16 protein-coding genes, 1 rRNA gene and 1 pseudogene are annotated in these 22,876 nt (G+C 64.0%); 13 read left to right on the forward strand and 5 right to left on the reverse strand.

What is annotated here, in order from left to right; genetic code table 11:
- The 7 genes from rrf to yfiB form a co-directional block, all read left to right on the forward strand.
- Positions 1 to 77 (forward strand): 5S ribosomal RNA (gene rrf / locus L6D75_RS27660); the annotation flags it as partial.
- A gap of 115 nt (positions 78 to 192) precedes the next feature.
- Entirely contained in the window at positions 193 to 3,666 is a 3,474-nt protein-coding gene (gene recC, locus L6D75_RS22745; protein ID WP_176517475.1) for an exodeoxyribonuclease V subunit gamma, read from the forward strand.
- Positions 3,663 to 7,334, forward strand: coding sequence for an exodeoxyribonuclease V subunit beta (gene recB, locus L6D75_RS22750; protein ID WP_176517474.1), 3,672 nt, complete (start codon positions 3,663 to 3,665; stop codon positions 7,332 to 7,334). Before recC ends, recB begins: the two co-directional genes overlap by 4 nt.
- Positions 7,331 to 9,406 (forward strand): exodeoxyribonuclease V subunit alpha, encoded by a 2,076-nt coding sequence (gene recD / locus L6D75_RS22755; protein ID WP_176517473.1) that lies wholly within the window; start codon positions 7,331 to 7,333, stop codon positions 9,404 to 9,406. The genes recB and recD overlap by 4 nt, the downstream gene beginning before the upstream one ends.
- Before the next feature lie 148 nt (positions 9,407 to 9,554).
- A complete protein-coding gene (gene yfiR / locus L6D75_RS22760) occupies positions 9,555 to 10,121 on the forward strand; it encodes a regulatory sequestration protein YfiR (protein WP_176517472.1) in 567 nt (188 codons plus the stop codon).
- Positions 10,118 to 11,389, forward strand: coding sequence for a diguanylate cyclase DgcN/YfiN (dgcN, locus tag L6D75_RS22765; protein ID WP_176517471.1), 1,272 nt, complete (start codon positions 10,118 to 10,120; stop codon positions 11,387 to 11,389). Before yfiR ends, dgcN begins: the two co-directional genes overlap by 4 nt.
- Positions 11,390 to 11,392: 3 nt before the next feature.
- On the forward strand, positions 11,393 to 11,881 hold the full coding sequence (yfiB, locus tag L6D75_RS22770) for an outer membrane lipoprotein YfiB (protein WP_176517470.1): 489 nt from the start codon (positions 11,393 to 11,395) through the stop codon (positions 11,879 to 11,881).
- 132 nt (positions 11,882 to 12,013) lie between these two features.
- On the opposite strand, the pseudogene L6D75_RS22775 reads toward yfiB, so the two are convergent.
- A pseudogene (locus tag L6D75_RS22775) lies at positions 12,014 to 12,151 on the reverse strand (LysR family transcriptional regulator); the annotation flags it as partial.
- A 244-nt stretch (positions 12,152 to 12,395) separates the two neighbouring features.
- On the opposite strand from L6D75_RS22775, the gene L6D75_RS22780 reads away from it, so the two are divergent.
- Positions 12,396 to 13,544: a tyrosine-type recombinase/integrase gene (locus L6D75_RS22780; RefSeq protein ID WP_176517469.1), complete on the forward strand. Its 1,149-nt coding sequence runs from the start codon at positions 12,396 to 12,398 to the stop codon at positions 13,542 to 13,544.
- Between the two features lie 1,684 nt (positions 13,545 to 15,228).
- Positions 15,229 to 15,519: a hypothetical protein gene (locus L6D75_RS22785; protein ID WP_176517468.1), complete on the forward strand. Its 291-nt coding sequence runs from the start codon at positions 15,229 to 15,231 to the stop codon at positions 15,517 to 15,519.
- Between the two features lie 398 nt (positions 15,520 to 15,917).
- Here L6D75_RS22785 and L6D75_RS22795 read toward each other — a convergent pair whose 3' ends face one another.
- Complete coding sequence (locus tag L6D75_RS22795) at positions 15,918 to 16,868, reverse strand: LysR family transcriptional regulator (protein WP_176517467.1); 951 nt, start codon at positions 16,866 to 16,868, stop codon at positions 15,918 to 15,920.
- Between the two features lie 132 nt (positions 16,869 to 17,000).
- Here L6D75_RS22795 and L6D75_RS22800 point away from each other — a divergent pair, with 132 nt between their 5' ends.
- Both L6D75_RS22800 and mmsB read left to right on the forward strand, forming a co-directional pair.
- On the forward strand, positions 17,001 to 18,527 hold the full coding sequence (locus L6D75_RS22800; RefSeq protein ID WP_176517466.1) for a CoA-acylating methylmalonate-semialdehyde dehydrogenase: 1,527 nt from the start codon (positions 17,001 to 17,003) through the stop codon (positions 18,525 to 18,527).
- Positions 18,528 to 18,540: 13 nt separating this feature from the next.
- The gene (mmsB, locus tag L6D75_RS22805) at positions 18,541 to 19,428 is read left to right on the forward strand and encodes a 3-hydroxyisobutyrate dehydrogenase (RefSeq protein ID WP_176517465.1); all 888 of its coding nucleotides are present in this window, start codon (positions 18,541 to 18,543) and stop codon (positions 19,426 to 19,428) included.
- A 117-nt stretch (positions 19,429 to 19,545) separates the two neighbouring features.
- Here mmsB and L6D75_RS22810 read toward each other — a convergent pair whose 3' ends face one another.
- Entirely contained in the window at positions 19,546 to 19,890 is a 345-nt protein-coding gene (locus L6D75_RS22810) for a cupin domain-containing protein (RefSeq protein WP_176517464.1), read from the reverse strand.
- Positions 19,891 to 20,053: 163 nt separating this feature from the next.
- Positions 20,054 to 20,944, reverse strand: coding sequence for a LysR family transcriptional regulator (locus tag L6D75_RS22815; RefSeq protein ID WP_176517463.1), 891 nt, complete (start codon positions 20,942 to 20,944; stop codon positions 20,054 to 20,056).
- Positions 20,945 to 21,022: 78 nt separating this feature from the next.
- Between L6D75_RS22815 and L6D75_RS22820 the strand changes: the two genes are divergently transcribed.
- On the forward strand, positions 21,023 to 21,787 hold the full coding sequence (locus L6D75_RS22820; RefSeq protein ID WP_176517462.1) for a sulfite exporter TauE/SafE family protein: 765 nt from the start codon (positions 21,023 to 21,025) through the stop codon (positions 21,785 to 21,787).
- Here L6D75_RS22820 and L6D75_RS22825 read toward each other — a convergent pair.
- Complete coding sequence (locus tag L6D75_RS22825; protein WP_176517461.1) at positions 21,777 to 22,091, reverse strand: putative quinol monooxygenase; 315 nt, start codon at positions 22,089 to 22,091, stop codon at positions 21,777 to 21,779. The two genes, L6D75_RS22820 and L6D75_RS22825, sit on opposite strands and share 11 nt — an antisense overlap.
- A 158-nt stretch (positions 22,092 to 22,249) precedes the next feature.
- On the opposite strand from L6D75_RS22825, the gene mdaB reads away from it, so the two are divergent.
- A complete protein-coding gene (gene mdaB, locus L6D75_RS22830; RefSeq protein WP_176517460.1) occupies positions 22,250 to 22,840 on the forward strand; it encodes an NADPH:quinone oxidoreductase MdaB in 591 nt (196 codons plus the stop codon).
- The last annotated feature ends 36 nt before the right edge of the window (positions 22,841 to 22,876 follow it).

The following is a 22,876-nucleotide window of genomic DNA, read 5'->3' on the forward strand; positions in this document are numbered from 1 at the left end:
CCGAACTCAGCAGTGAAACGATGCATCGCCGATGGTAGTGTGGGGTTTCCCCATGTGAGAGTAGGTCATCGTCAAGATTCATTTCGCAAAACCCCTATCTGCGCGAGCAGGTAGGGGTTTTGTCTTTTCTGGCTGTTTACCAGCCGTGATATCGTTCCCCCTCATTTCGCAACGCCCGCCAGAGGACCTTGAATGGCCAGCACCTCTTCACTTCACCCAGGCTTCATGATTGTCCACGGCAACCGCCTGGACGACCTGCGCAGCCTGGTAGTGAGCTGGATGCGCCGTTACCCCCTGGCTCCGCTGGAAAACGAAATCGCGCTGGTACAGAGCAACGGCATTGCCCAATGGCTCAAGCTCGCCCTGGCCGAAGACCCACTGGAAGACGACCTGGGCGGTTGCGGCATAGCCGCCGCCATCGACGTGCAACTGCCGGGTAGCTTCATGTGGCAGTTGTACAGAAAAGTGCTGGGCCGCGAAGAGATTCCCGAAGTCTCGCTGCTCGACAAGGCCCCGCTAACCTGGCGCCTGATGCGCCTGCTCCCGGAGCTGATCGAACGCCCCCACTTCGAGCCCCTGCGCCGATTCCTCACCGACGACAGTGACCTGCGCAAACGCTACCAGCTAGCCGAGCGCCTGGCCGACCTGTTCGACCAGTACCAGGTCTACCGCGCCGATTGGCTGAAGGACTGGGCCGCCGGCAACCACGTGCTCAACACCGCCCGCAGCGAACGCAAACCCTTGGCCCCCGGCAACCGCTGGCAGGCTGAACTGTGGCGGGCGCTGCTCGAAGATGTCGGCGAACAGGGCATGGCCCAGAGCCGAGCCGGGGTCCACCAGCGCTTCATCGAGCGCATCAACACCCTAGAGCAGGCACCTGCCGGCCTGCCTTCGCGGGTGATCGTGTTTGGCATCTCGTCCTTGCCCGCCCAGGCGCTGGAAGCGCTGGCCGGCCTTGCCCGCTTCAGCCAGGTGCTGTTGTGCGTGCACAACCCTTGCCGCCACCACTGGGGCGATATCGTTGCCGACAAGGACCTGCTGCGCCACCAGTACAAACGCCAGCAACGCAAGCAAGGCATGCCCCTGCAGCTCGACGACGAATCGCTGCACCAGCATGCCCATCCCCTGCTGGCCGCCTGGGGCAAACAGGGCCGTGACTACATCAACCTGCTCGACAGCTACGACGACCCAGGCAGCTACCAGGGCGCGTTCAGCGAAGGGCGCATCGACCTGTTCAGCGAGGGCCAGCCCACCACGCTGCTCAACCAACTGCAGGACGACATTCTCGAACTGCGCCCCCTCGCCGAAACCCGCCAGCGCTGGCCCGAAGTCGACCTCGCCAAAGACCGCTCGGTGCGCTTCCACGTTGCCCACAGCCCGCAACGGGAAGTGGAGATCCTCCACGACCAGTTGCTCGCCCGTTTCAGTGCCGACCCCACGCTGCGCCCGCGGGATGTCATCGTCATGCTGCCGGCGATCGACACCTACGCACCGCACATCCGCGCCGTATTCGGCCAGCTGGAACGCAAAGACCCGCGCTACATCCCCTTCACCCTCACCGACCAGGGCCAGCGAGGGCGCGATCCCTTGCTGATTGCCCTGGAGCATCTGCTCAAGCTGCCCGATAGCCGCTTCGCCGTGAGCGAAGTGCTCGACCTGCTCGATGTACCTGCCGTGCGCGCGCGCTTCGCCATTCGCGAAGGCGACCTGCCAACGCTGCATCGCTGGATCGAAGGCGCGGGTATCCGCTGGGGCCTGAATGCCGAACAGCGCGCCACCCTTGGCCTGCCCGCAGGCCTTGAGCAGAACAGCTGGCGTTTCGGCTTGCGCCGCATGCTGCTCGGTTATGCCGTAGGCGTGGGCGAGGGCTGCGACGGCATCGAGCCGTATGACGAGATCGGCGGCCTGGATGCTGCGCTGATCGGCCCGCTGGTGGCATTGCTCGATGCCCTCGATGTGGCCTACCAGGCCCTGTCCCAGCCCGCGACCGCCGGGCAATGGGGTGACCGTCTGCAAGCCTTGCTGCAGGTGTTTTTCCTGGCCGAGGGCGAGCACGACGAGTTCTTGCTGATGCAATTGCAGGAGCTGCGCGATAGCTGGCTGGAAGTCTGCGAAGGGGTTGCCCTGCAAGACCTGCTTCCCCTCACCGTGGTTCGCGAGGCGTGGCTGTCGGGGCTGGACCAGGGCAAGTTGTCCCAGCGTTTTCTCGCCGGCTCGGTGAATTTCTGCACCCTCATGCCCATGCGCGCCATCCCGTTCCGGGTGGTCTGCCTGCTGGGCATGAACGATGGCGACTACCCGCGCGCCCAGCAGCCGCTAGACTTCGACCTGATGGCCAGCGACTACCGCCCCGGTGACCGCTCGCGCCGCGAGGATGACCGCTACCTGCTGCTCGAAGCCCTGCTGTCGGCACGCGATCAGCTCTACATCAGCTGGGTCGGCCGTAGCATTCGCGACAACAGCGAGCGCCCGGCCTCGGTGCTGATCGGCCAGTTGCGTGACCATCTGGCCGCCGGATGGCGCCCGGCCGGCACCACCGATGCCCCGCAGGCCGGTGAGCAGCTGCTGCATGCGCTGACCCAGGAGCACCCGCTGCAACCCTTCAGCCCACGCTACTTCCAGAAAGGCAGCGCATTGTTCAGCTATGCCCATGAGTGGCAGTTGCTGCACCAGCAGGCCGATGGGCAAGCGCCGCCAGATGCGGGCCTGCCGCCCTACGCCAGTGACGAAGCCCTGACCCTCACGCAGCTGCAGGATTTTCTCCGCCACCCTGTACGGCATTTCTTCAGCCAACGGCTGAAGGTGTTCTTCGAGGCGCTGGAAGCCCCGACGCCGGACGAAGAGCCCTTCGTGCTCGACGCCTTGCAACGCTACAGCGCCAGCGAGAGCCTGCTCGGCGCAGCCTTGGCCGACCCCGAGCAGGCCGAACAGGCATTGCAGGCGCAGGCACGCCGCCTGCAGGCGTGCGGCATGCTGCCGCTGGCCGGGTTTGGTGAAATCCTGCAGGCCGAGCTGATCCAGCCGCTGCCCGACCTGCTCCAGCGCCATCGCCAGCTCCTGCAGCGCTGGCCCAGCGTGGTCGAGGGCGCGCTGCCGATCCACTTCCAGCACGCCGATCACCGGCTCGAGGGTTGGCTGGGCCGGGTCTACCAGGCACAAGACCAAAGCCTGCTGAGCATCACCACGGTGCCCAATACCATCAGCGCCGGGCGCACCCTCAAGTGGCATCGGCTGGTCCCCAGCTGGGTCATGCACCTGGCGGCTTGCGCCGCAGGCTATCCGCTGCACAGCGCACTGCTGGCCAGCGACATCACCCTGCTGCTCGCGCCACTGCCACAAGGCGAGGCTGCCGAATTGCTGGGCCATCTGCTGGTGTCCCGCCAGGCGGCGATGAATGCACCGCTGCCGGTTGCCGCCAAGACCGCGTTCGCCTGGCTGGCCCAGCAAGACCCGGACAAAGCCCTCGCCGCCGCCATCAAGGCCTACGAAGGCGATGGCCGCACCAGCTTCGGCGAGCGCAGCGAAAGCCTGGCCCTGGCCCGGCAGTTCCGTGACTTCAGCGCGCTCAGCGCCGACGAAACCTTCGAAGGCTGGTGCGAAACCCTGTACCGCCCGTTATTCAGCGCAGCCTGGCAAACACTGGGCAACCCGGAGAGTGGCGCATGACCCAGGCCCGTCCCCTGGCTTTGAGTTTCCCCCTGCACGGCAGCCAACTGATCGAAGCCAGTGCCGGCACCGGCAAGACCTTCACCATATCTGCGCTGTACCTGCGCCTGATCCTCGGCCATGGCGGCGAGCAAGGCTTTGGCCGCGAATTGCTGCCACCGCAGATCCTCGTGGTGACCTTCACCGACGCCGCCACCAAGGAGCTGCGCGAGCGTATTCGCGCGCGCCTGGCCGAGGCTGCGCGGTTTTTCCGGGGCGAACTGCAAGCCGCCGACCCGCTGCTGCACCAGCTTCGTGACGACTACCCCGAGGCGCTCTGGCCCCGCTGTGCCAACCGCCTGGAGGTCGCGGTGCAGTGGATGGACGAAGCGGCGGTGTCGACCATCCACGGCTGGTGCCAGCGCATGCTCCGCGAGCATGCCTTCGACAGCGGCAGCCTGTTCACCCAGAGCCTGGAAACCGACCACAGCGACTTGCTCGGCCAGGTCATGCGCGATTACTGGCGGCGCTTCTGCTATGGCATGCATGGCGAAGCGCTGAACTGGGTGCGCAACCACTGGGGCAGCCCGGACGCATTGCTGCCGCGCATCCGCCCGTTGTTCGGCCGGGTGCGCCTGCACCAGGACGAACAGGAGCCACAAGCCCTGATCGACGCCGCGCTGCAGCAGCGCATCGATCAGCTGCAGCAGCTCAAGGCGCCCTGGCTGCAATGGGCTGACGAGCTGCAGCAGATCTGCCGCGACGCAGTCGCTGGCAAACAAGCGGATGGGCGCAAGCTGCAGGCGCGCTTCTTCGAGCCCTGGTTCGACAAGCTGCGCACCTGGGCCGGCGATGAGCAGGAAGTGGAGCTCGACCTGGGCACCGGCTTCACCCGCCTGACCCCGGCCGGCATGGCCGAAGCGTGGAAGGTCGGCGCGCCGCCTGAGCATCCGGCGCTGCTGGCCATGCAGGGCCTGCCCCAACAGTTGCAGGCGCTGGCCAGCCCCGATGCGCGCCTGCTCGAGCATGCCGCGGCCTGGGTATCGGCGCGTTTCGAAGTGGAAAAGCGCCGCCGCGCCGAAATGGGCTTCGACGATATGCTGCTGCGCCTGCAGCACGCCCTGGCCAGCGAGGCCGGCGAGCGCCTTGCCGGGCTGATTCGCGAGCAGTTCCCGGTGGCGCTGATCGACGAATTCCAGGACACCGACCCGGTTCAGTACGGCATCTTCGAAAGCATCTACCGCATCGGCGAGAACCGCACGGAAACCGGCCTGTTCATGATCGGCGACCCCAAGCAGGCGATCTATGCCTTCCGCGGCGCCGACATCTACACCTACCTGGCCGCCCGCCGCGCCACCGCCGGCCGCCTGCACAGCCTGGACACCAACTACCGCTCCAGCCAGGCGATGGTGGCTGCGGTCAACCGCGTGTTCCTGCAGGCCGAGGGGCGTGAGCAGGGGCGGGGGGCATTCCTGTTCCGCGAAAACGGTGACAACCCGCTGCCGTTCATCGAGGTACGCGCCAAGGGCCGCAGCGAAACGCTGCTGGTCGACGGCCAGCCCATTGCGGCATTGCAATGCTGGCAGCTGCAGAGCGATGAGCCCGTTTCCAGCACCTTGTACCGCCAGCAGCTGGCGGCCAGCTGTGCCAGCCACATCGTCGCCTTGCTCAATGGTGGCCAGCGCGGCGTCAGCGGTTTTCGCGATGCCCAGGGCGAGCTGCGGCCGTGCCTGCCTTCGGACATCGCCATTCTGGTGCGCGATGGCTTCGAGGCGCAGCTGGTGCGCGCTGAACTGGCGGCCCGCGACGTGCGCAGCGTCTACCTCTCCGACAAGGACTCGGTATTCGCCGCCCAGGAGGCCCACGACCTGCTGGCCTGGCTCAAGGCCTGCGCCGAACCCGATTCCGAACGCCTGCTCAAGGCCGCCCTGGCCAGCCTGACCCTCGACCTGTCGCTGGCCGAACTGGACCAGTTGAACCAGGACGAGCGCGTCTGGGAAGGTTGGGTGATGCGTTTTCGTCGCTACCGCGATACCTGGCAGCGCCAGGGCGTGTTGCCGATGCTGCGCCACCTGCTGCACGACTTCCACTTGCCGCGCACGCTGATCGCCCGCAGCGATGGCGAGCGGGTGCTGACCAACCTGCTGCACCTGGCCGAGCTGCTGCAGCAGGCGGCCGGCGAGCTGGATGGCGAACAAGCGCTGATTCGCCACCTGGCCGAGCACCTGGCCAACGCCGGGCAGGCCGGCGAAGAGCAGATCCTGCGCCTTGAAAGCGATGAGCAACTGGTCAAGGTAGTGACCATCCACAAGTCCAAGGGCCTGGAATACCCACTGGTCTACCTGCCGTTCATCTGCACCAGCAAACCGGTGGATGGCAGCCGCCTGCCGCTGGCCTGGCACGACAGCCTCGGCAATGTGCAACTCACCCTGACCCCGGACCAGGAGCAGATCGCCCAGGCTGACGACGAACGCCTGGCCGAAGACCTGCGCTTGCTCTACGTCGCCCTCACACGTGCCCAGCACGCCTGCTGGCTGGGTGTCGCCGACCTCAAGCGCGGCAGCCAGAAGAGCTCGCAACTGCACCGTTCGGCCCTGGGCTACCTGCTGGGCGGCGGCCTGCCGTTGGCGGCTTCGGCGCAGTTGTCGGAATGGCTGCAGAGCTTGCTGTGCGATTGCCCGCACATCGCTAGCCCAGGCCTGCCCGAGCCTGACGAGCAGTGCTACCAGCCGCCCCATGCCGAGCGCGAGCTGCTGCCGGCGCGCAAGCCGCGACGCGCAGCGTCCGAACACTGGTGGATCGCCTCCTACAGTGCGCTGCGGGTCGGTGAACAGACCCTCGGCGCCGACAGCTCCCAGGCCCAGCAATTGCTCGACGACGAAGTGGTCGATGCCCAGCTGGTGCGTGAAGCCCCGGCAGAGGGTGGCGATATCCATCGCTTCCCGCGTGGCCCGAACCCCGGCACCTTCCTCCATGGCCTGCTCGAATGGGCCGGCCGAGAAGGCTTTGCCGAAGTCGCCGGCAACCCTGGGCTGATCGAACGCACGGTCGGCCAGCGCTGCAACCGCCGCGACTGGACGGGCTGGATCCCCACCCTCAGCCAGTGGCTGCAGCAGCTGCTCAACGAGCCGTTGCCGGCCCAGGATGCAAGCGTGACGCTGGCCCAGCTGCAGCAGTACCAGATCGAAATGGAGTTCTGGTTCGCCAGCCATCAGGTCGACGCCGAGCAACTCGACCAGCTGGTGCTTCGCCACACCCACGCCGGCGCAGCCCGCCCGGCGGCCCAGCCGACCCTGCTCAATGGCATGTTCAAGGGCTTCATCGACCTGGCGTTCGAATGGCAGGGGCGTTACTACGTGGCCGACTACAAATCCAACTGGCTCGGCCCGGACATCCTGGCCTACGACGCGCAGGCCATGGAAAAGGCCATTCTCGAACACCGCTACGATCTGCAGTACGTGCTGTACCTGCTGGCCCTGCATCGCCAGTTGCGCGCACGGCTGGTGGATTACGACTACGACCGCGATGTCGGCGGCGCCTTGTTCATCTTCCTGCGTGGCGCCAGCCGCAGTGGCCATGGCGTGTACTTCGCCAAGCCCCCGCGCGCGCTGATCGAAGCGCTCGACGCACTGTTCCGTGGCGTTCATCAGCCACAACAGCAAGACCTGTTTGCCGGAGTCGCGCCATGAGCCGAACCCTCGACGACCTTTTGCCCACGCCGCTGAACGCCGAACACTTGCAGGCGCTGCAGCCACAGCACAGCAGCGGCGACCTGCTGCAGCTGCTCGACCGTTGGGTGGAGCGTGGCTGGCTGCGGGCGCTGGACCGGGCATTCGTGTCCTTCCTCGAAGAGCGTGCGCCCGGCAGCGACCCCTTGCTGCTGCTGGCGGCCGCCCTGGCCAGCCACCAGCTTGGCCACGGCCATGTCTGCCTCGACTTGCAGCAAACCCTCGCCGAGCCGGACTTCGCCCTGTCGCTGCCGCCGGAGGGCGACGCCTTGAGCGGCCCTTTGCTGCTGCCTTCCCAGCTGCTCGCCAACCTCGACCTGCGCACCTGGCTGCAGCGCATCGCCGCCAGTGCGCTGGTGGCCGCCGCCGATACCCCCGGGCAGCAGGCACGGCCACTGGTGCTGAGCGGCGAACGCCTGTACCTGCGCCGCTACTGGAGCTATGAACGGCGCATCGATGCCACCTTGCGCCAGCGCCTGAGCCTGCACGAGGCAACGCCCACCGATCTGCCGGCGCGCCTGGCGCAGCTGTTCGACGCGGGCGCCCTGGCGGGCCAAGTCGACTGGCAGAAGCTGGCCTGTGGCCTGGCCACCCGGGCCGGTTTCAGCATCATCACCGGCGGCCCCGGCACCGGCAAAACCACCACGGTGGTGCGTTTGCTGGCCTTGTTGCAGGCCCCGGCGGTGGAGCAGGGCAGGCCCTTGCGCATCCGCCTGGCGGCCCCCACCGGCAAGGCGGCGGCGCGCCTGACCGAATCGATCGGCCAGCAGGTCGAGCGCCTGCAGGTGAGCGCCGAGGTGCGCGGGCAGATCCCCACCGATGTCAGCACCGTGCACCGGCTGCTCGGCAGCCGCCCGGGGTCGCGGCATTTCCGCCACCATGCCGGCAACCCGCTGCCCCTGGATGTGCTGGTGGTCGACGAAGCCTCGATGATCGACCTCGAGATGATGGCCAACCTGCTCGATGCCTTGCCACCGAAGGCCCGTCTGGTGCTGCTCGGCGACAAGGACCAGCTGGCCTCGGTCGAAGCCGGCGCGGTGCTGGGCGACCTGTGCCGTGATGCCGAAGAGGGCTGCTATTCGCCAAAGACCCAAGCCTGGCTGGAGCAGATCGGCGGCCAGTCGTTGGCCGGCAGTGGCCTCAAGGCCGGTGATGAGCAGCGCCAGCCCTTGGCCCAGCAAGTGGTGATGCTGCGTTTTTCCCGGCGCTTTGGCGAAGGCAGTGGCATCGGCCAGCTGGCCCGCCTGGTCAACCGTCAGCAGGCGCAGGCGGCACGCGACCTGCTGACCCTGCCGCCCAGCGATGTGTTCGGGCTGGCCCTGCGCGGCGAGCAGGACCGCGCCTTCGACCGCCTGCTGCTCGATGGCCTGAACCGCGGCGCCGACGGGCCGCAGGGCTATCGCAGCTACCTGCGCACCATCGGCCGCTTGCGCCCGGCACCCGGCACGCCTTTCGACGACCCGCGCTGGGAGCAATGGGCGGCCAAGGTGTTGCACAGTTTCGAAGACTTCCAGTTGCTGTGCGCGGTGCGCAAGGGCGCCTGGGGGGTGGAAGGGCTCAACGAGCGGGTGGCGCGGGTGCTGCACAACGCCGGGCTGATCGACAGCCAGCAGCCCTGGTACGAAGGGCGCCCGGTGCTGGTCACGCGCAACGATTACGGCCTGGGGCTGATGAACGGCGATATCGGTATCGCTTTGCGCCTGCCCGACGAGCAGGGCGAGCCGCTGCTGCGCGTGGCCTTCCCGCGCAACGACGGCAACGGCGGCGTGCGCTTCGTCCTGCCCAGCCGCCTCAACGAGGTGGAAACCGTGTTCGCCATGACCGTGCACAAGTCGCAAGGCTCGGAGTTCAGCCACACTGCGCTGGTGCTGCCGGATGCGCTCAACCCGGTGCTGACCAAGGAGCTGGTGTACACCGGCATCACCCGGGCCAAGCACTGCTTCAGCCTGATCGAGCCACGCCAAGGCATTTTCGAGGAGGCTGTGTTGCGCAAGGTCCGGCGTATTTCCGGCCTCATGCTCGAGCAGCTCTGAGCCCATCCCCGGCAAGCCACGCCCCCGGTGGGAGCCGGCTTGCCGGCGATGGGGCCATCCAAGACGACACAAGGCTGCGCTCCTCCAGGAGGCCAGCGTTGTGCTATCGTTGCGCCGAGTTCATATAGGGTTTTGAGAGAATTCTCACATGACAGGGGCCAGGGAGCGGTTGACAGGCGGTGCGCTTTCTCTGTTGCTGGCCGCCCTGTTGCTGTTGGCCGGCCCCGCCCTCGCGGACGGCTCCGCCACTTCCGCCCAAGCCCAGCAACGCGCCAAGGCCGTGACCCAGGTGGTGCTGGGCATTCTCAGCTACGCCCGCTGGCCGACCGAGCCGACGCCTTTGCGCCTGTGCCTGGTCGGCCCCACCGAATATGCCGACGACTTGATCAAGAGCAACGTGCAACGGGCTGGCCAACCGCTATTAGTGCGCCGCCTGCTGGCCGACGAGCGGCAGCTGGCCGAGGCCTGCGACGCCGTCTACATCGGCAAGCTCGACCCTGGCCAGCGTGACCGCCTGTTCCAGGCCATCAGCGGGCACCCGGTGCTGAGCATCAGCGAAGCCGACGACCCCTGCACCGTTGGCAGCCTGTTCTGCCTGCGGGTCAGCGACCAGCAAGTGGCCTTCGAGGTCAACCTGGACTCCGTGGCGCGCTCCGGCGTGCGTATCCACCCCAGCGTGCTGCAGCTGTCGCGGCGCCGGGCGGTGCAACCATGAAGGTGGGGAAAAAGCCGGTGGTACGCCCGACCCTGCGCTCGGTGCTGGGCCGTGGCCACCTCAGCGTGGCCTTGCTCGCCGTGGGCCTTGCCGGCATATCGCTGACCCTGCTGGGCGTGTTGGCGCTGCGTGTCTACGCCAACCACAACGTGCACCTGATTGCCCGCTCCATCAATTACACCGTGGAAGCTGCCGTGGTCTTCGACGACAGCGCCGCCGCCAACGAAGCGCTGGCGCTGATCGCCGGTACCGAGGAGGTGGCGGACGCCAAGGTGTTCAACAACGACGGCGAGGCGCTGGCGCACTGGCAGCGCAGCGACGACGGCATGCTCGCGCACCTGGAAGCCCAGGTCGCCACGGCGCTGCTGGACCAGCCGGTCAACCTGCCGATCTATCACCAGCAACAGCAGGTGGGCCACATCGAGCTGATCGCCCAGGGCCGCAGTCTGCTGCTGTTCCTGCTTGGCGGGCTTGCCGGCATCCTGTTCTGCACGGTGCTCAGCGCCTTCGTCGCCCTGTACCTGTCCCAGCGCATGCTCGGCGATATCGTCCGCCCATTGCGTGGCCTGGCCAGCGTCGCCCACGCCGCCCGGCGCGAGCGCAGTTTCGACCGGCGCGTGCCGGAAGCGCCGATTGCCGAGCTCAATGAACTGGGCAACGACTTCAATGCCCTGCTCGACGAGCTGGAGGTCTGGCACAGCCACCTGCAGAACGAAAATGCGGTGCTGGCGCACCAGGCCAGCCATGACAGCCTCACCGGCCTGCCCAACCGTGCCTTCTTCGAAGGCCGGCTCAACCGCAGCCTGCGCAACGCTGCCCGGCAGCGCGACCACCTGGCGCTGCTGTTCCTCGACAGCGACCACTTCAAGCAGATCAATGACAGCCTCGGCCACGCCGTGGGCGACGAGGTGCTGATCAACATCGCCGACCGCGTGCGCGCGCAACTGCGCGAGCACGACCTGGTGGCGCGGCTGGGCGGTGATGAGTTCGCGATCTTGCTCACGCCGCTGCAGTCGCGCGAGGACGCCGAACGCATCGCCGAGAAGATCATCGCCAGCATGCAGCTGCCGATGCAGCTGGACGAGGGCGGCACCCTGACCACCTCGCTGAGCGTCGGTATCGCCTATTACCCGGAGGATGGCAGCGACCCTGCCAGCCTTCTCAATGCCGCCGATGCGGCGATGTACCAGGCCAAGCGCAAGCGCCGTGGCCAATGGCAAGCGGCGCAGACGGAACGGTCCGCCGCCGAGTTCAAGAACAGGAGGTAAACCGTGATTCATCGTTTGCGTTATCCCGTCCTCGCAATCCTGCTGGCCTTGCTGGCGCTGAGCGGCTGCCAGAGCACGCCCAAGGGGCTCACCGCCGAGCAGATCGCCGTGCTCAAGCGCGAAGGCTTTGCCCCGACCGAGGAGGGCTGGGCGTTCGACTTGTCGGGCAAGGTGTTGTTCGGCAGCGACCTGGACAGCCTCAACGGGCCGAGCGAGGCGATTGTCGAGCGCATTGGCAAGGCCTTGCTGGGGGTAGGGATCCAGGGTGTGCGGGTGGACGGCCATGCCGATGCCTCGGGCAAGGCGGCGTACAACCAGCAGCTGTCCGAGCGCCGCGCGCAGAGTGTGGCCAAGGCGCTGATCGGCGTCGGCATGCCAGCGCAGAACATCGTCACCCGCGGGCTGGGCAGTAGCCAGCCGGTGGCGGACAACCGGACCATTGCCGGGCGTACCGAGAACCGCCGGGTGTCGATCGTGGTGGCGTCCTACTGACAGTCACATGGCGGATGCGTGGGCGAAACCTGTGGGAGCGGGCTTGCCCCGCGAAGAGGCCAGCCCAGACATCTGAGTAGGCTGGCACGGGCTTCGCCCGTGTGCGCGGGGCAAGCCCGCTCCCACAGTTACTCAATCCTGGGCGAAGCGCATCTGCCGGGTCTCGCCCATTAACAACGGCGCATTCGCCTCAGTCACCCCGCGGATGTAATCCCACAACAAGGTAATCCGCTTCAACTTGCGCAAATCCTCCCGGCAGTACATCCAGAACGACAAAGAGGGAAAGGGTTAACCCAGCGATTACAAGGGCTTAACCACCATGAACACCCGTCCACAGGAGCACCCTGTCACAAGTGCTGTCACAAACCGCACGTTTGCTTTGAGACCCGTTTGCCGGTTGGCGAGCCCCTACCATTACCGTCGTCACGGCATCTACTACCTGCGCCTTCGTGTGACGGGCAGCGTGAATCGCACGGTGTCTGTCTCCCTCAAGACCACTGACCGCAGATGGGCAATGCAAGCATCTGATCGTCTCACTGCATCGCTTCAATCGTTCCATCTGGAACGCCCTGATGCCTCATGGAGTGATTTGAGGGAGCATCTGCTGATGTTGGTGAGCAGTACGCTTATGTCTTCTGATGACGGCCACCCACTTCGTCACTGGGGAGACTTGTACCGGAACGTTGGTGTTACCCCTTTGCCAGTATTCGCACCGCATAGTGAGGTGACGAGTATGGCAATGGAGCCACTGGCCACTCCGATGACTTTCGATGTGCTGGCGCAGCTCTACATGGCTGATCGTGGCGGGGACCAGAAGCCTACGACCTTGAAGGAGACGACTCTGTGCCACAAGGTGATTGCTGAGAATCTGGATGGGTTGGATTTGAGGAACCATTCCAGGGCAGACCTTGTGGCATTCCGGGAGCGGTGGGCAGAAGGTCGGAGGTCTTCGACAGTGAACAAACTGATTGTGAAGCTTTCAGCCGTCTTTACCTGGGCTGTCGAGAACGGCCACCTGATCAAGACCTACGACAAGAAGCTGAAGCTGACAAAGGGGGTTGCATCGAGCCGTAAGGCATTCTCCCAGTATCAGGTGAGCAAGTTGATGAACTATGCAAACTGTCTCCCAGAGACCTCATGGAAACGATGGTTGCTCAGCCTGGGAATCATCACTGGCGGGCGGCTGAAGGAGATCTGCCAGTTGACTACGGAGGATGTCGTCACCATGGAGCCTGGCATTGTTGCCATTCACATCAACGAGGCAGGGGAGGGAAAGTCTATCAAGAACAAGCAGAGCGAGCGGCTGGTGCCACTTACTGACGGTGCCTATGGCTTCGACCTAGCAGCGTTCCTGAGGTATGTCGATGAAACCTGCCGCAGCGGGAGCGGGTCGCTAACCCAAATTGGTTACAGGCCGTCAGGTGAGTGGGTAAACCAGCAGGCTATCCCTGCTGCTCTAGGAGATACCTATGAGCGCGGCTTGGTCTTCCACTCACTGAGGCATTCTCTGGCTTCGTTGATGCAGGCCAAAGGTGTTCCAACGACTCACGCTCAGGCTGTGATGGGGCACGCTTCTGGCACGATCACGTTCGATACGTATGGCTCGGGCGTGCCGACAGCGACTGTCGCAGAGCTGCTCCAGCAGCTTTTCGAGGGCTCCTGAATTCGCGAAGACAAGAGAGGCCATAAATGAAACGCCAATACGGCTCCCCTCAACTAGCTGTCCAGTAAGCGCCAGCTCTCACAATTAAGCTGTGGATAACTCGAAAATGGAGCTGTCCCCCTAGACCACAGAAGGCCTGGACAAAAACACAGCGCGATTTGGGTTTGCCCTCTAGAGGCCCTCAATAGGCCCTAATGACGATAAATGGTTCGTTCCCTTGGGGAACGGGGTGCTTGTCGTTTCCAGGGCTTAAATCGAGCTGTAGGAGGTCGGCGTTAAATTTTTTTCTGTTAGATTGACGAACGGCTTCCGTAAGCGGAACGCCGCGAAAGCCAAGGCCTACGGGGCTTTGCACCCAGTTAAGGCACATGTTATCCACAGGTTAGTAACAGGTGGTGGTGGCGCAGAGCTATTGATTGTGGAAAAAGATGCCGCTATGGTGGCAGCACAAACGCAAAAACCCCCAATTAAGGGGGTTCTGCTGAAGAATGCATGCAGGTAGCCACGATACGTTTGGCGACAGAAACGTGACTACCCGCACCCTCCGACGCATACGTTTGTAGACGCTTACATCGAGAGAAGGACGCCATTTAGCCAACTGCTGACCTAGCCGTCAACAGGTAACTGATTGGTGGTCGCCTCTGGATGCTTGCGAACCACTCTCGCATTCACAAAGGTAAGACCATCATGACCATTAGTGCCAGCTCCAAGTGTGTGCTTGTGCATCGCTACCGCCGCTTCCGCTTCGGAAGGTGGGAGGACGTATGTCAGCACCTCAGATCGCTCCCTCGCTGACCTAGCTCTGTTGAACCGCTCAAGCAATTGGGCGGTTTTGACGCCGCTTTGTTAAATCACTTTGGAGAGTTGACCTATGGCTACATTTCTCATTGGCTATGACTTAAACAAGCCCGCTCAGAATTACGGTGAACTCATCGAGGCCATCAAAAGGGTGGGGATATGGTGGCACCACCTAGATTCGACTTGGATTGTTAAGTCTGATAGTACCTGCATTTCGATTCGGGACTACCTACTGCCCTACATTGACCAAAATGATGAGCTGTTGGTGGTCAAATTGACTGGCGATGGTGCTTGGAACGGGTTTAATAAGGCTGGTTCCGATTGGCTTAAGAATAATCTCTAGCGGCGTTTGGGCTGGTTATAGGGCGTCCGTTTACCTAAGCGGACGCTACTACTAAACACGCGGCTGCTTCCGTAGGCAATCAATCGTTGAAGCGATAGCATCAGCGTTCGTGTCGAGAGCCTGCAAAGCCATCATCGTGTTGTCATGGACGTTCACAGAGCCACGTTGGCGAATCCAGGTGCTCAGCTCCTCGATAGCGGCTCTGAGGGCTGCCTGATTCATCATCAGTAGTTCTAGGGCGTCAGCGGTTGCGGCGGCCTTGTCGTCCAGATCGGGGATTCCCTTATCCTGGCGGTGATGCATGGTCCTGAAAGCTTACAGGATGATGTGGGTCGCTGGCATCGGGGGTGGACTGATGGCCTGGCGCCAGCATGGTAAACTGAGCTATCTCAGCCAAGGATGCCAAAGATGAAAACTCCCTCTGATCGTAGAGTCTTAGACATTATTTATAAGTTGTACTACGAAGAATTCACGAACCATTCTGGGGAGAACGGTGTCCAGAACGGTCGCAGGTCGAAAATATACGTACCAATTGATTGCAAGATGATCGCTAGAGAATTGAATGTAGATAGCGATATAGTGTTCGGCCGACTGTACTACCACATGGAGGAAAAGTACGGTTATATCAGGGCCGATGGAAGTAGGGTCGCCTTCTATACTCCTATTGCTGGCGAGGATAACCGTTGCGTCAATTTCCCATTGCTGGCTTCCGTTTTAGCTGGCCTCCAGCAGGAAAACAGTAAGTTTCTGTGGGCGACGGTGATGTCTGGTATTGCTCTGGCCGTATCTATTGTCGTGCCGGTGGTAGGCTGGCTAGCGGGGAAAGCAGCGTAAATCGCTGAAGCGGAATCGACTCCATTGAGGACAAATAGTGAAGCAGCTAACGATTAAGAAGGTCGTCACCAACAAAATAAAAATTCACAATGACATCTCCAATACAGCGAATCATGGGCGATTCACATGGCCGAGCTTGCCGCGTACGGCTTCCAGCTCAGGGAATACACGTTCAGCGCCACTGGCTCTGGATGACTCGACGTGTTGAAGCAGGCCCAGGTGCAGTAGGTCCGGGTGCAGCGGGAGACTGTGACGACTGCTGGAGCTTTGTGCCTTAGTCGCTACCTGCATCGGAGGGCGCTCAAAGGTGTCACAATTGCTGTCACAACCCCTGTCACAAGTCGTTGCCACGGCCCCATCGGCCTGGGTTGGATGAGGCACCCTTACTTTTTGTCGATCTACGCCTGAGCAAACTTCATCTCCTGGGTCTCGCCCATCAACAACGGCGCATTTGCCTCGGTCACTCCACGGATGTAATCCCACAACAGGGTGATCCGCTTCAACTTCCTCAAATCCTCCCGGCAATACATCCAGAACTGCCGCGTCACCTCGATCTCCTCCGGCAACACCGTCACCAGCCGCGGATCCTGCGCCGCCAAGAAGCACGGCAAGATCGCCAACCCGCGCCCCTGCAGCGCCGCCGTGTATTGCGCGATCACGCTGGTGCTGCGCAGGTGCGCGCTGGCATTGGGGATCAGGTTGGCCAAGTACAGCAGCTCCGAGCTGAACGCCAGGTCGTCCACATAGCTGATGAACGGGTGGCCCACCAGGTCGCTGACCTGGCGAATCGGTGCATGGCTGTCCAGGTAGCCCTGGGTGGCATACAGCCGCAACCGGTAGTCGCACAGCTTGCAGCACACATAGGGCCCATGTTCCGGCCGCTCCAGGGCGATGACGATATCCGCCTCGCGCTTTGAAAGGCTGATGAAGTGCGGCAGCGGCAGGATGTCCACCGAAATCGCCGGGTAGGCGTCGACGAAATGGCTCAGTTGCGGGGTGACGAAAAAGCTGCCGAAGCCCTCGGTGCAGCCCATGCGCACATGCCCCGACAGCGCCACGCCCGAGCCGGATACCTGCTCGCAGGCCATGTGCAGGGTGCTTTCGATCGACTCGGCATAGCCCAGCAGGCGCTGCCCCTCGGCGGTCAGCACGAAGCCGTTGGTGCGGGACTTTTCGAACAGCAATGTGCCCAGCGCACCCTCCAGCGAGGTGATGCGCCGCGACACCGTGGTGTAGTCGACGCTCAGCCGTTTCGCGGCGCTGCTGGCCTTGCGAGTGCGCGCCACCTCGAGGAAGAACTTCAGGTCGTCCCAGTTCAGCGTACTGAGGGAGGTCAGGTCTTTTTGCATGTTGATCCGGTTTTTTTGTGCGTTCTTGTTGGATGTTTGCACATCTATACTCGAAAAAAGCCCCATGACGCCACCTCGCGTTTGCCCGGCGCTGGCGATCTCGTCCTGACAATAATTCCAAGGAGAACCCAGATGAACGCACCACAATCCCCCACCAAGACCCAGGTCGAGCAGGTCAAGCTGCTGATCGACGGCCAGTGGGTCGAATCGAAAACCACCGAGTGGCGCGACATCGTCAACCCGGCCACCCAGCAAGTGCTGGCGCGGGTGCCGTTTGCCACCGTCGAAGAAGTGGACGCCGCCGTGGCTGCCGCCGAGCGCGCCTTCAAGACCTGGCGCGACACCCCGATCGGCGCGCGCATGCGCATCATGCTCAAGCTGCAGGCGCTGATCCGCGAACACACCAAGCGCATCGCCCAGACCCTCAGCGCCGAGCAGGGCAAGACCCTGGCCGATGCCGAAGGTGACATCTTCCGCGGCCTGGAAGTGGTCGAGCACGCGGCCTCCATCGGCACCCTGCAGATGGGCGAGTTCGCCGAGAACGTCGCCGGTGGCGTGGACACCTACACCCTGCGCCAGCCGATCGGCGTGTGCGCCGGCATCACCCCGTTCAACTTCCCGGCGATGATCCCGCTGTGGATGTTCCCGATGGCGATCGTCTGCGGCAACACCTTCGTGCTCAAGCCGTCCGAACAGGACCCGCTGTCGACCATGATGCTGGTCGAGCTGGCGCTGGAAGCCGGCGTGCCGGCCGGTGTGCTCAACGTGGTGCACGGCGGCAAGCAAGTGGTGGACGCGATCTGCACCCACAAGGACATCAAGGCGATTTCCTTCGTTGGCTCCACCGAAGTCGGCACCCACGTGTACAACCTGGGCAGCCAGCACGGCAAGCGCGTGCAATCGATGATGGGCGCCAAGAACCACGCTGTGGTGCTGCCTGATGCCAACCGCACGCAAACCATCAACGCCCTGGTCGGGGCCGCCTTCGGGGCTGCCGGCCAGCGCTGCATGGCCACCTCGGTGGCGGTGCTGGTGGGCAAGGCGCGGGAATGGCTGCCGGACATCAAGGCGGCGGCCAGCAAGCTCAAGGTCAATGCCGGTAGCGAGCCGGGCACCGACGTTGGCCCGGTGGTTTCCAAGCGGGCCAAGGAGCGCGTGCTGGGCCTGATCGAAAGCGGCATCAAGGAAGGCGCCAAGCTCGAACTCGATGGCCGTGACGTGAAGGTGCCGGGCTACGAGCAGGGCAACTTCGTCGGCCCGACCCTGTTCTCCGGGGTCAAGACCGACATGCAGGTGTACACCCAGGAAATCTTCGGCCCGGTGCTGGTGACCCTGGAAGTCGACACCCTCGACGAGGCCATCGCCCTGGTCAATGCCAACCCGTTCGGCAACGGCACCGGCCTGTTCACGCAAAGCGGTGCGGCGGCGCGCAAGTTCCAGAGCGAAATCGACATCGGCCAGGTCGGCATCAACATCCCGATTCCAGTCCCGGTGCCGTTCTTCAGCTTCACAGGTTCGCGCGGCTCCAAGCTTGGCGACCTCGGCCCATACGGCAAGCAAGTGGTGCAGTTCTACACTCAGACCAAGACCGTCACCGCCCGCTGGTTCGATGACGACAGCGTCAACGACGGTGTGAACACCACCATCAGCCTGCGCTAAGGAGTAGTTCGCCATGCGTATCGCATTCATCGGCCTGGGCAACATGGGAGCGCCCATGGCCCGCAACCTGATCAAGGCCGGGCACCAGTTGCACCTGTTCGACCTGAACAAGACCGTGCTGGCCGAGCTCGCCGAGCTGGGCGGGCAGGTCAGCGCCTCGCCCAAGGAAGCGGCGGCCAGCAGCGAGCTGGTCATCACCATGCTGCCGGCTGCGGCCCATGTGCGCAGCGTCTACCTCAACGACGACGGTGTGCTGGCCGGCGTGCGCCCCGGCACGCCTACAGTGGACTGCAGCACCATCGACCCGCAGACCGCCCGGGAAGTGTCCAAGGCCGCCGCGGCCAAGGGCGTGGACATGGGTGATGCGCCAGTCTCCGGCGGCACCGGTGGCGCGGCGGCGGGCACCCTGACCTTCATGGTCGGTGCCAGCGCCGAGCTGTTCGCCACGCTCAAGCCGGTGCTGGAGCAGATGGGCCGCAACATCGTGCATTGCGGCGAGGTCGGCACCGGCCAGATCGCCAAGATCTGCAACAACCTGCTGCTGGGCATCTCGATGATCGGCGTGTCCGAGGCGATGGCCCTGGGCAATGCGCTGGGCATCGACACCAAGGTGCTGGCCGGCATCATCAACAGTTCGACCGGCCGTTGCTGGAGCTCTGACACCTACAACCCGTGGCCGGGCATCATCGACACGGCGCCGGCATCGCGCGGTTATACCGGCGGCTTTGGCGCCGAACTGATGCTCAAGGACCTGGGCCTGGCCACCGAGGCCGCACGCCAGGCGCACCAGCCGGTGATCCTCGGCGCCGTGGCCCAGCAGCTGTACCAGGCCATGAGCCTGCGTGGTGAGGGTGGCAAGGACTTCTCGGCGATCGTCGAGGGGTACCGCAAGAAGGATTGACGAGCGAGGGGCTTCATCGCGGGCCGGGCGGCTTTCCCTCTGTAACTGCGCACCAGAGGGAAGGGCGCCTGACCTGCGATTTTTTTTGTCTGGGCGGCCCTATCGCCGGCCAGATGGTCAGGCGAAGACGAAATACTTGCGCACGGTCTCGACCACTTCCCAGGTGCCCTTCATCCCCGGTTCGATCACGAACACATCACCCGCCTTCAAATGCTTCGGCGCCTCGCCTTCCGGGGTGATGATGCAGTAGCCCTCGAGGAAGTGGCAGAACTCCCACTTCTCGTAGTTGACTTCGAACTTGCCGGGCGTGCAGATCCAGGTGCCCATGATCTTGCTGCCGTCGGCCGACAGGTAGGCATTGAGGTTGACGGTGTGCGGGTCGCCGCCGATGCGCTTCCACTTGGTCGCGTCCACGACCGGCGTCGGGCAGGTTTCGCGCATAACGGTGATGAAATCGGACATGGCACAACTCCTGGTGACTGGCTGAATGACGGGTCACCATAGGGCCATTGGCTACGCCGCAGTTGCCTGGGCTCGACCTTTAGCTGTCTGGCCGCGCTATCTGCAGCCCAGTGTTGAGTTGCTAGCTGGCATCGCCAGCCTGATGGGCCCACTCAGGTGACGATCATTCACAAGCCTGTGCCAAGCGCTCTACCAACCCCGCTGCATACCCCGGCAACCCGGCAAAATCCCGCGAGCACAACAACAGCCGCCGGTTGGCCCACGCTTCTGCAAGCGCCACCCAATGCAGCCCCAGCACGCCCTGCCAACGCTTCACCGATGCCATCGGCACGACGCCGACCCCGGCCCCACTTGCCACCATGCGGATCACCCCGTCGAACCCTTCGGCCCGCACCCGCACCTGCATCCGCCGCCCTTCGCGCAGGGCCTGTTCCTCCAGGTACAGCGCCAGGGCACTGTTCGCGCCCAGCCCGACATGGCCATGGGCGAGGCTGTCGATGAAGCTTGGCGCGGGTTGCGCGGCGAGGGGGTGATCGAGCGGGGTCACCAGCACCAGCGGGTCGTCGCGAAATGGCAGGGTCTGCAGGTGCGTGCTGGGCGCGGCCGTGGAGATGACGCCCAGGTCGGCCATGCCCTGGGTGATCGACTGCACGATGCGAAGGCTCGGCAGCTCCTGCACATCGACACTCACCCCAGGGTTGTCGGCAAGGTAGCTGGCCAGCAGCTCCGGCAGGTATTCGGTCAACGCCGCCGTGTTGCACAGCAGCCGCACCTGGCCTTGCTGGCCTTGGGCGTACTGGGCCAGGTCGAACTGCAGGCGTTCGACCTGCTGGCCGATCTGCCGTGCATGCTGCAGCAGCGCCTGGCCTGCGGGGGTTGGCTGCACGCCGCGGCGGTTGCGTTCGAGCAGCGTGGTACCCAGCGAGGCTTCCATGGCGCGGATGCGCGCGCTGGCCGCGGGCAGCGAAAGATGGCTGCGGCGTGCGCCGGCAGTGATGTTGCCGCATTCCAGGGTGTGCTGGAACAGCGCAAGGTCAATCAGGTCGAAGTGCATCAGCCTCTGTCCTGGCAAGAGTCTGGCTGAGTATATGGCAGATTTTCAGCCCGCTCGGCGCAGGCCATGATGGCGGCCATGAATACCTTGATCGCTTTCTACCAGAACATAGGCCCGGCACTCACTGTGCTGGTCATCGTTACCTTCCTGCTGGCCGGCGCGGTCAAAGGGGTGATCGGCCTTGGCCTGCCGACCATCGCCATGGGCCTGCTCGGGCTGGCTATGCCCCCGGCGCAGGCTGCGGCACTGCTGATCGTGCCCTCGACCCTCACCAACCTTTGGCAACTGGCAGCCGGTGGGCACCTGCCGGCATTGTTGCGGCGGCTGGGGCCGATGCTGGTGATGATCTTCGTCGGCACGCTGGCCGGCAGTACCTGGCTGGGTATCGACAGTGGGCCGTGGGCCGCGCACGCACTGGGCGGCGCCTTGGTGATCTACGCGCTGTACGGGCTGCTTGGCCCACAACTGCGGGTGGCCGCGCACCGGGAAGGCTGGCTCGGGCCGCTGTGCGGCTTGCTGACCGGTGTGGTCACTGCGGCCACTGGCGTGTTCGTGATACCGGCCGTGCCTTACCTGCAGAGCCTGGGCCTGAACCGCGATGCGTTGATCCAGGCGCTGGGCCTGGCATTCACCGTGTCCACCGTGGCGCTGGCCTGCGGCCTGGCCGGGCAGGATGCCCTGGGCGGCCAGGCGTTGGGGGCTTCACTGCTGATGCTGGCGCCGGCACTGCTGGGCATGCTGGCCGGCCAGTGGCTGCGCCAGCGCATCAGTGCGGCGCTGTTCAAACGCTGCTTCTTCATCGGCCTGGCCGTGCTGGGCGGCCACCTGATGGTCAACGGCTAGCGGAGGAGGCGCTGAGCATCTCGATCATCTGGATGTCGAAATCGCGCTCCAGGTAGTCCATGCGCTTTTCGAAGAACGCGGCCATGTGCGGCAGCGCCGAGTGCACGTCCAGGGCGGCCTTGTCGGCCCACACCTCATAGAACACGAACAGGCTCGGGTCCTCTTTGTCGCGCAGCATGTGGTACTCGATGCAGCCGGGTTCCTGGCGGCTTGGCTCCACATAGGCGCGGAACAGGTTTTCGAAAGCTTCGGCCATTTCTGGGCGGGTCTTGGCCTTGAGGATGAAGGCGTGTTGCTCACTCATGGGTAACGACTCGTGGGAGGAAGATGAAACGATTCTACGGCAAGAATAGTTCATGCATTCGTGACTTCAGATCAATTGTATTTTGCCCCGCACCTGCTGTTTCCCGTGCCCACGAATGCCTAATCTGCCGGCCATTGATTCCTTGACGCGAGGTCAGCATGAAAAAGATTCTTCTGCTCAATGGCGGCAAACAATTCGCCCACTCCGACGGCCGCCTCAACCAGACCCTGCACGACGCCGCGCTGGCGCACCTGGACCGTGCCGGTTTCGACGTGCAGCAAACCTTCATCGACGGTGGCTACGACGTACAGGCCGAGGTGGAGAAATTCCTCTGGGCCGACGTGATCATCTATCAGATGCCCGGCTGGTGGATGGGCGCGCCCTGGACCGTGAAGCAGTACATCGACGAGGTCTTCACCGCCGGCCACGGCAGCCTCTACGCCAACGATGGCCGCACCCGTTCCGATGCCTCGCAAAAATACGGCAGCGGTGGCCTGCTGCAAGGCAAGCAGTACATGTTGTCACTGACCTGGAACGCGCCGCAGCAGGCATTCGACGACCCCAGCGACTTCTTCGAAGGCAAGGGTGTGGATGCGGTGTACTTCCCGTTCCACAAGGCCAACCAGTTCCTCGGCATGAGCGGCCTGCCGACCTTCCTCGCGGTGGATGTGATGAAGCGCCCGGACGTACCGGCAGCGCTGGCAGCCTATGAGGCGCACCTGGACAAGGTGTTCGGCCAGGCTGTTTGACTGGACTTGCTGCCAGCAAGCGGCTATCTATCAGCG

The organism is Pseudomonas faucium, assembly GCF_021602585.1.
GTDB classification, from domain to species: domain Bacteria; phylum Pseudomonadota; class Gammaproteobacteria; order Pseudomonadales; family Pseudomonadaceae; genus Aquipseudomonas; species Aquipseudomonas faucium.

What these genes read in the sequence shown, in the direction of transcription:
- L6D75_RS22820 (WP_176517462.1), top strand. Translation starts at nt 21,023, where the DNA reads ATGAATACCTTGATCGCTTTCTACCAGAACATAGGCCCGGCACTCACT.
- recD (WP_176517473.1), top strand. Translation starts at nt 7,331, where the DNA reads ATGAGCCGAACCCTCGACGACCTTTTGCCCACGCCGCTGAACGCCGAA.
- recC (WP_176517475.1), top strand. Translation starts at nt 193, where the DNA reads ATGGCCAGCACCTCTTCACTTCACCCAGGCTTCATGATTGTCCACGGC.
- dgcN (WP_176517471.1), top strand. Translation starts at nt 10,118, where the DNA reads ATGAAGGTGGGGAAAAAGCCGGTGGTACGCCCGACCCTGCGCTCGGTG.
- mmsB (WP_176517465.1), top strand. Translation starts at nt 18,541, where the DNA reads ATGCGTATCGCATTCATCGGCCTGGGCAACATGGGAGCGCCCATGGCC.
- L6D75_RS22795 (WP_176517467.1), bottom strand. Translation starts at nt 16,868, where the DNA reads ATGCAAAAAGACCTGACCTCCCTCAGTACGCTGAACTGGGACGACCTG.
- L6D75_RS22780 (WP_176517469.1), top strand. Translation starts at nt 12,396, where the DNA reads ATGCAAGCATCTGATCGTCTCACTGCATCGCTTCAATCGTTCCATCTG.
- L6D75_RS22815 (WP_176517463.1), bottom strand. Translation starts at nt 20,944, where the DNA reads ATGCACTTCGACCTGATTGACCTTGCGCTGTTCCAGCACACCCTGGAA.
- L6D75_RS22800 (WP_176517466.1), top strand. Translation starts at nt 17,001, where the DNA reads ATGAACGCACCACAATCCCCCACCAAGACCCAGGTCGAGCAGGTCAAG.
- L6D75_RS22825 (WP_176517461.1), bottom strand. Translation starts at nt 22,091, where the DNA reads ATGAGTGAGCAACACGCCTTCATCCTCAAGGCCAAGACCCGCCCAGAA.
- L6D75_RS22810 (WP_176517464.1), bottom strand. Translation starts at nt 19,890, where the DNA reads ATGTCCGATTTCATCACCGTTATGCGCGAAACCTGCCCGACGCCGGTC.
- yfiR (WP_176517472.1), top strand. Translation starts at nt 9,555, where the DNA reads ATGACAGGGGCCAGGGAGCGGTTGACAGGCGGTGCGCTTTCTCTGTTG.
- mdaB (WP_176517460.1), top strand. Translation starts at nt 22,250, where the DNA reads ATGAAAAAGATTCTTCTGCTCAATGGCGGCAAACAATTCGCCCACTCC.
- recB (WP_176517474.1), top strand. Translation starts at nt 3,663, where the DNA reads ATGACCCAGGCCCGTCCCCTGGCTTTGAGTTTCCCCCTGCACGGCAGC.
- L6D75_RS22785 (WP_176517468.1), top strand. Translation starts at nt 15,229, where the DNA reads ATGATCGCTAGAGAATTGAATGTAGATAGCGATATAGTGTTCGGCCGA.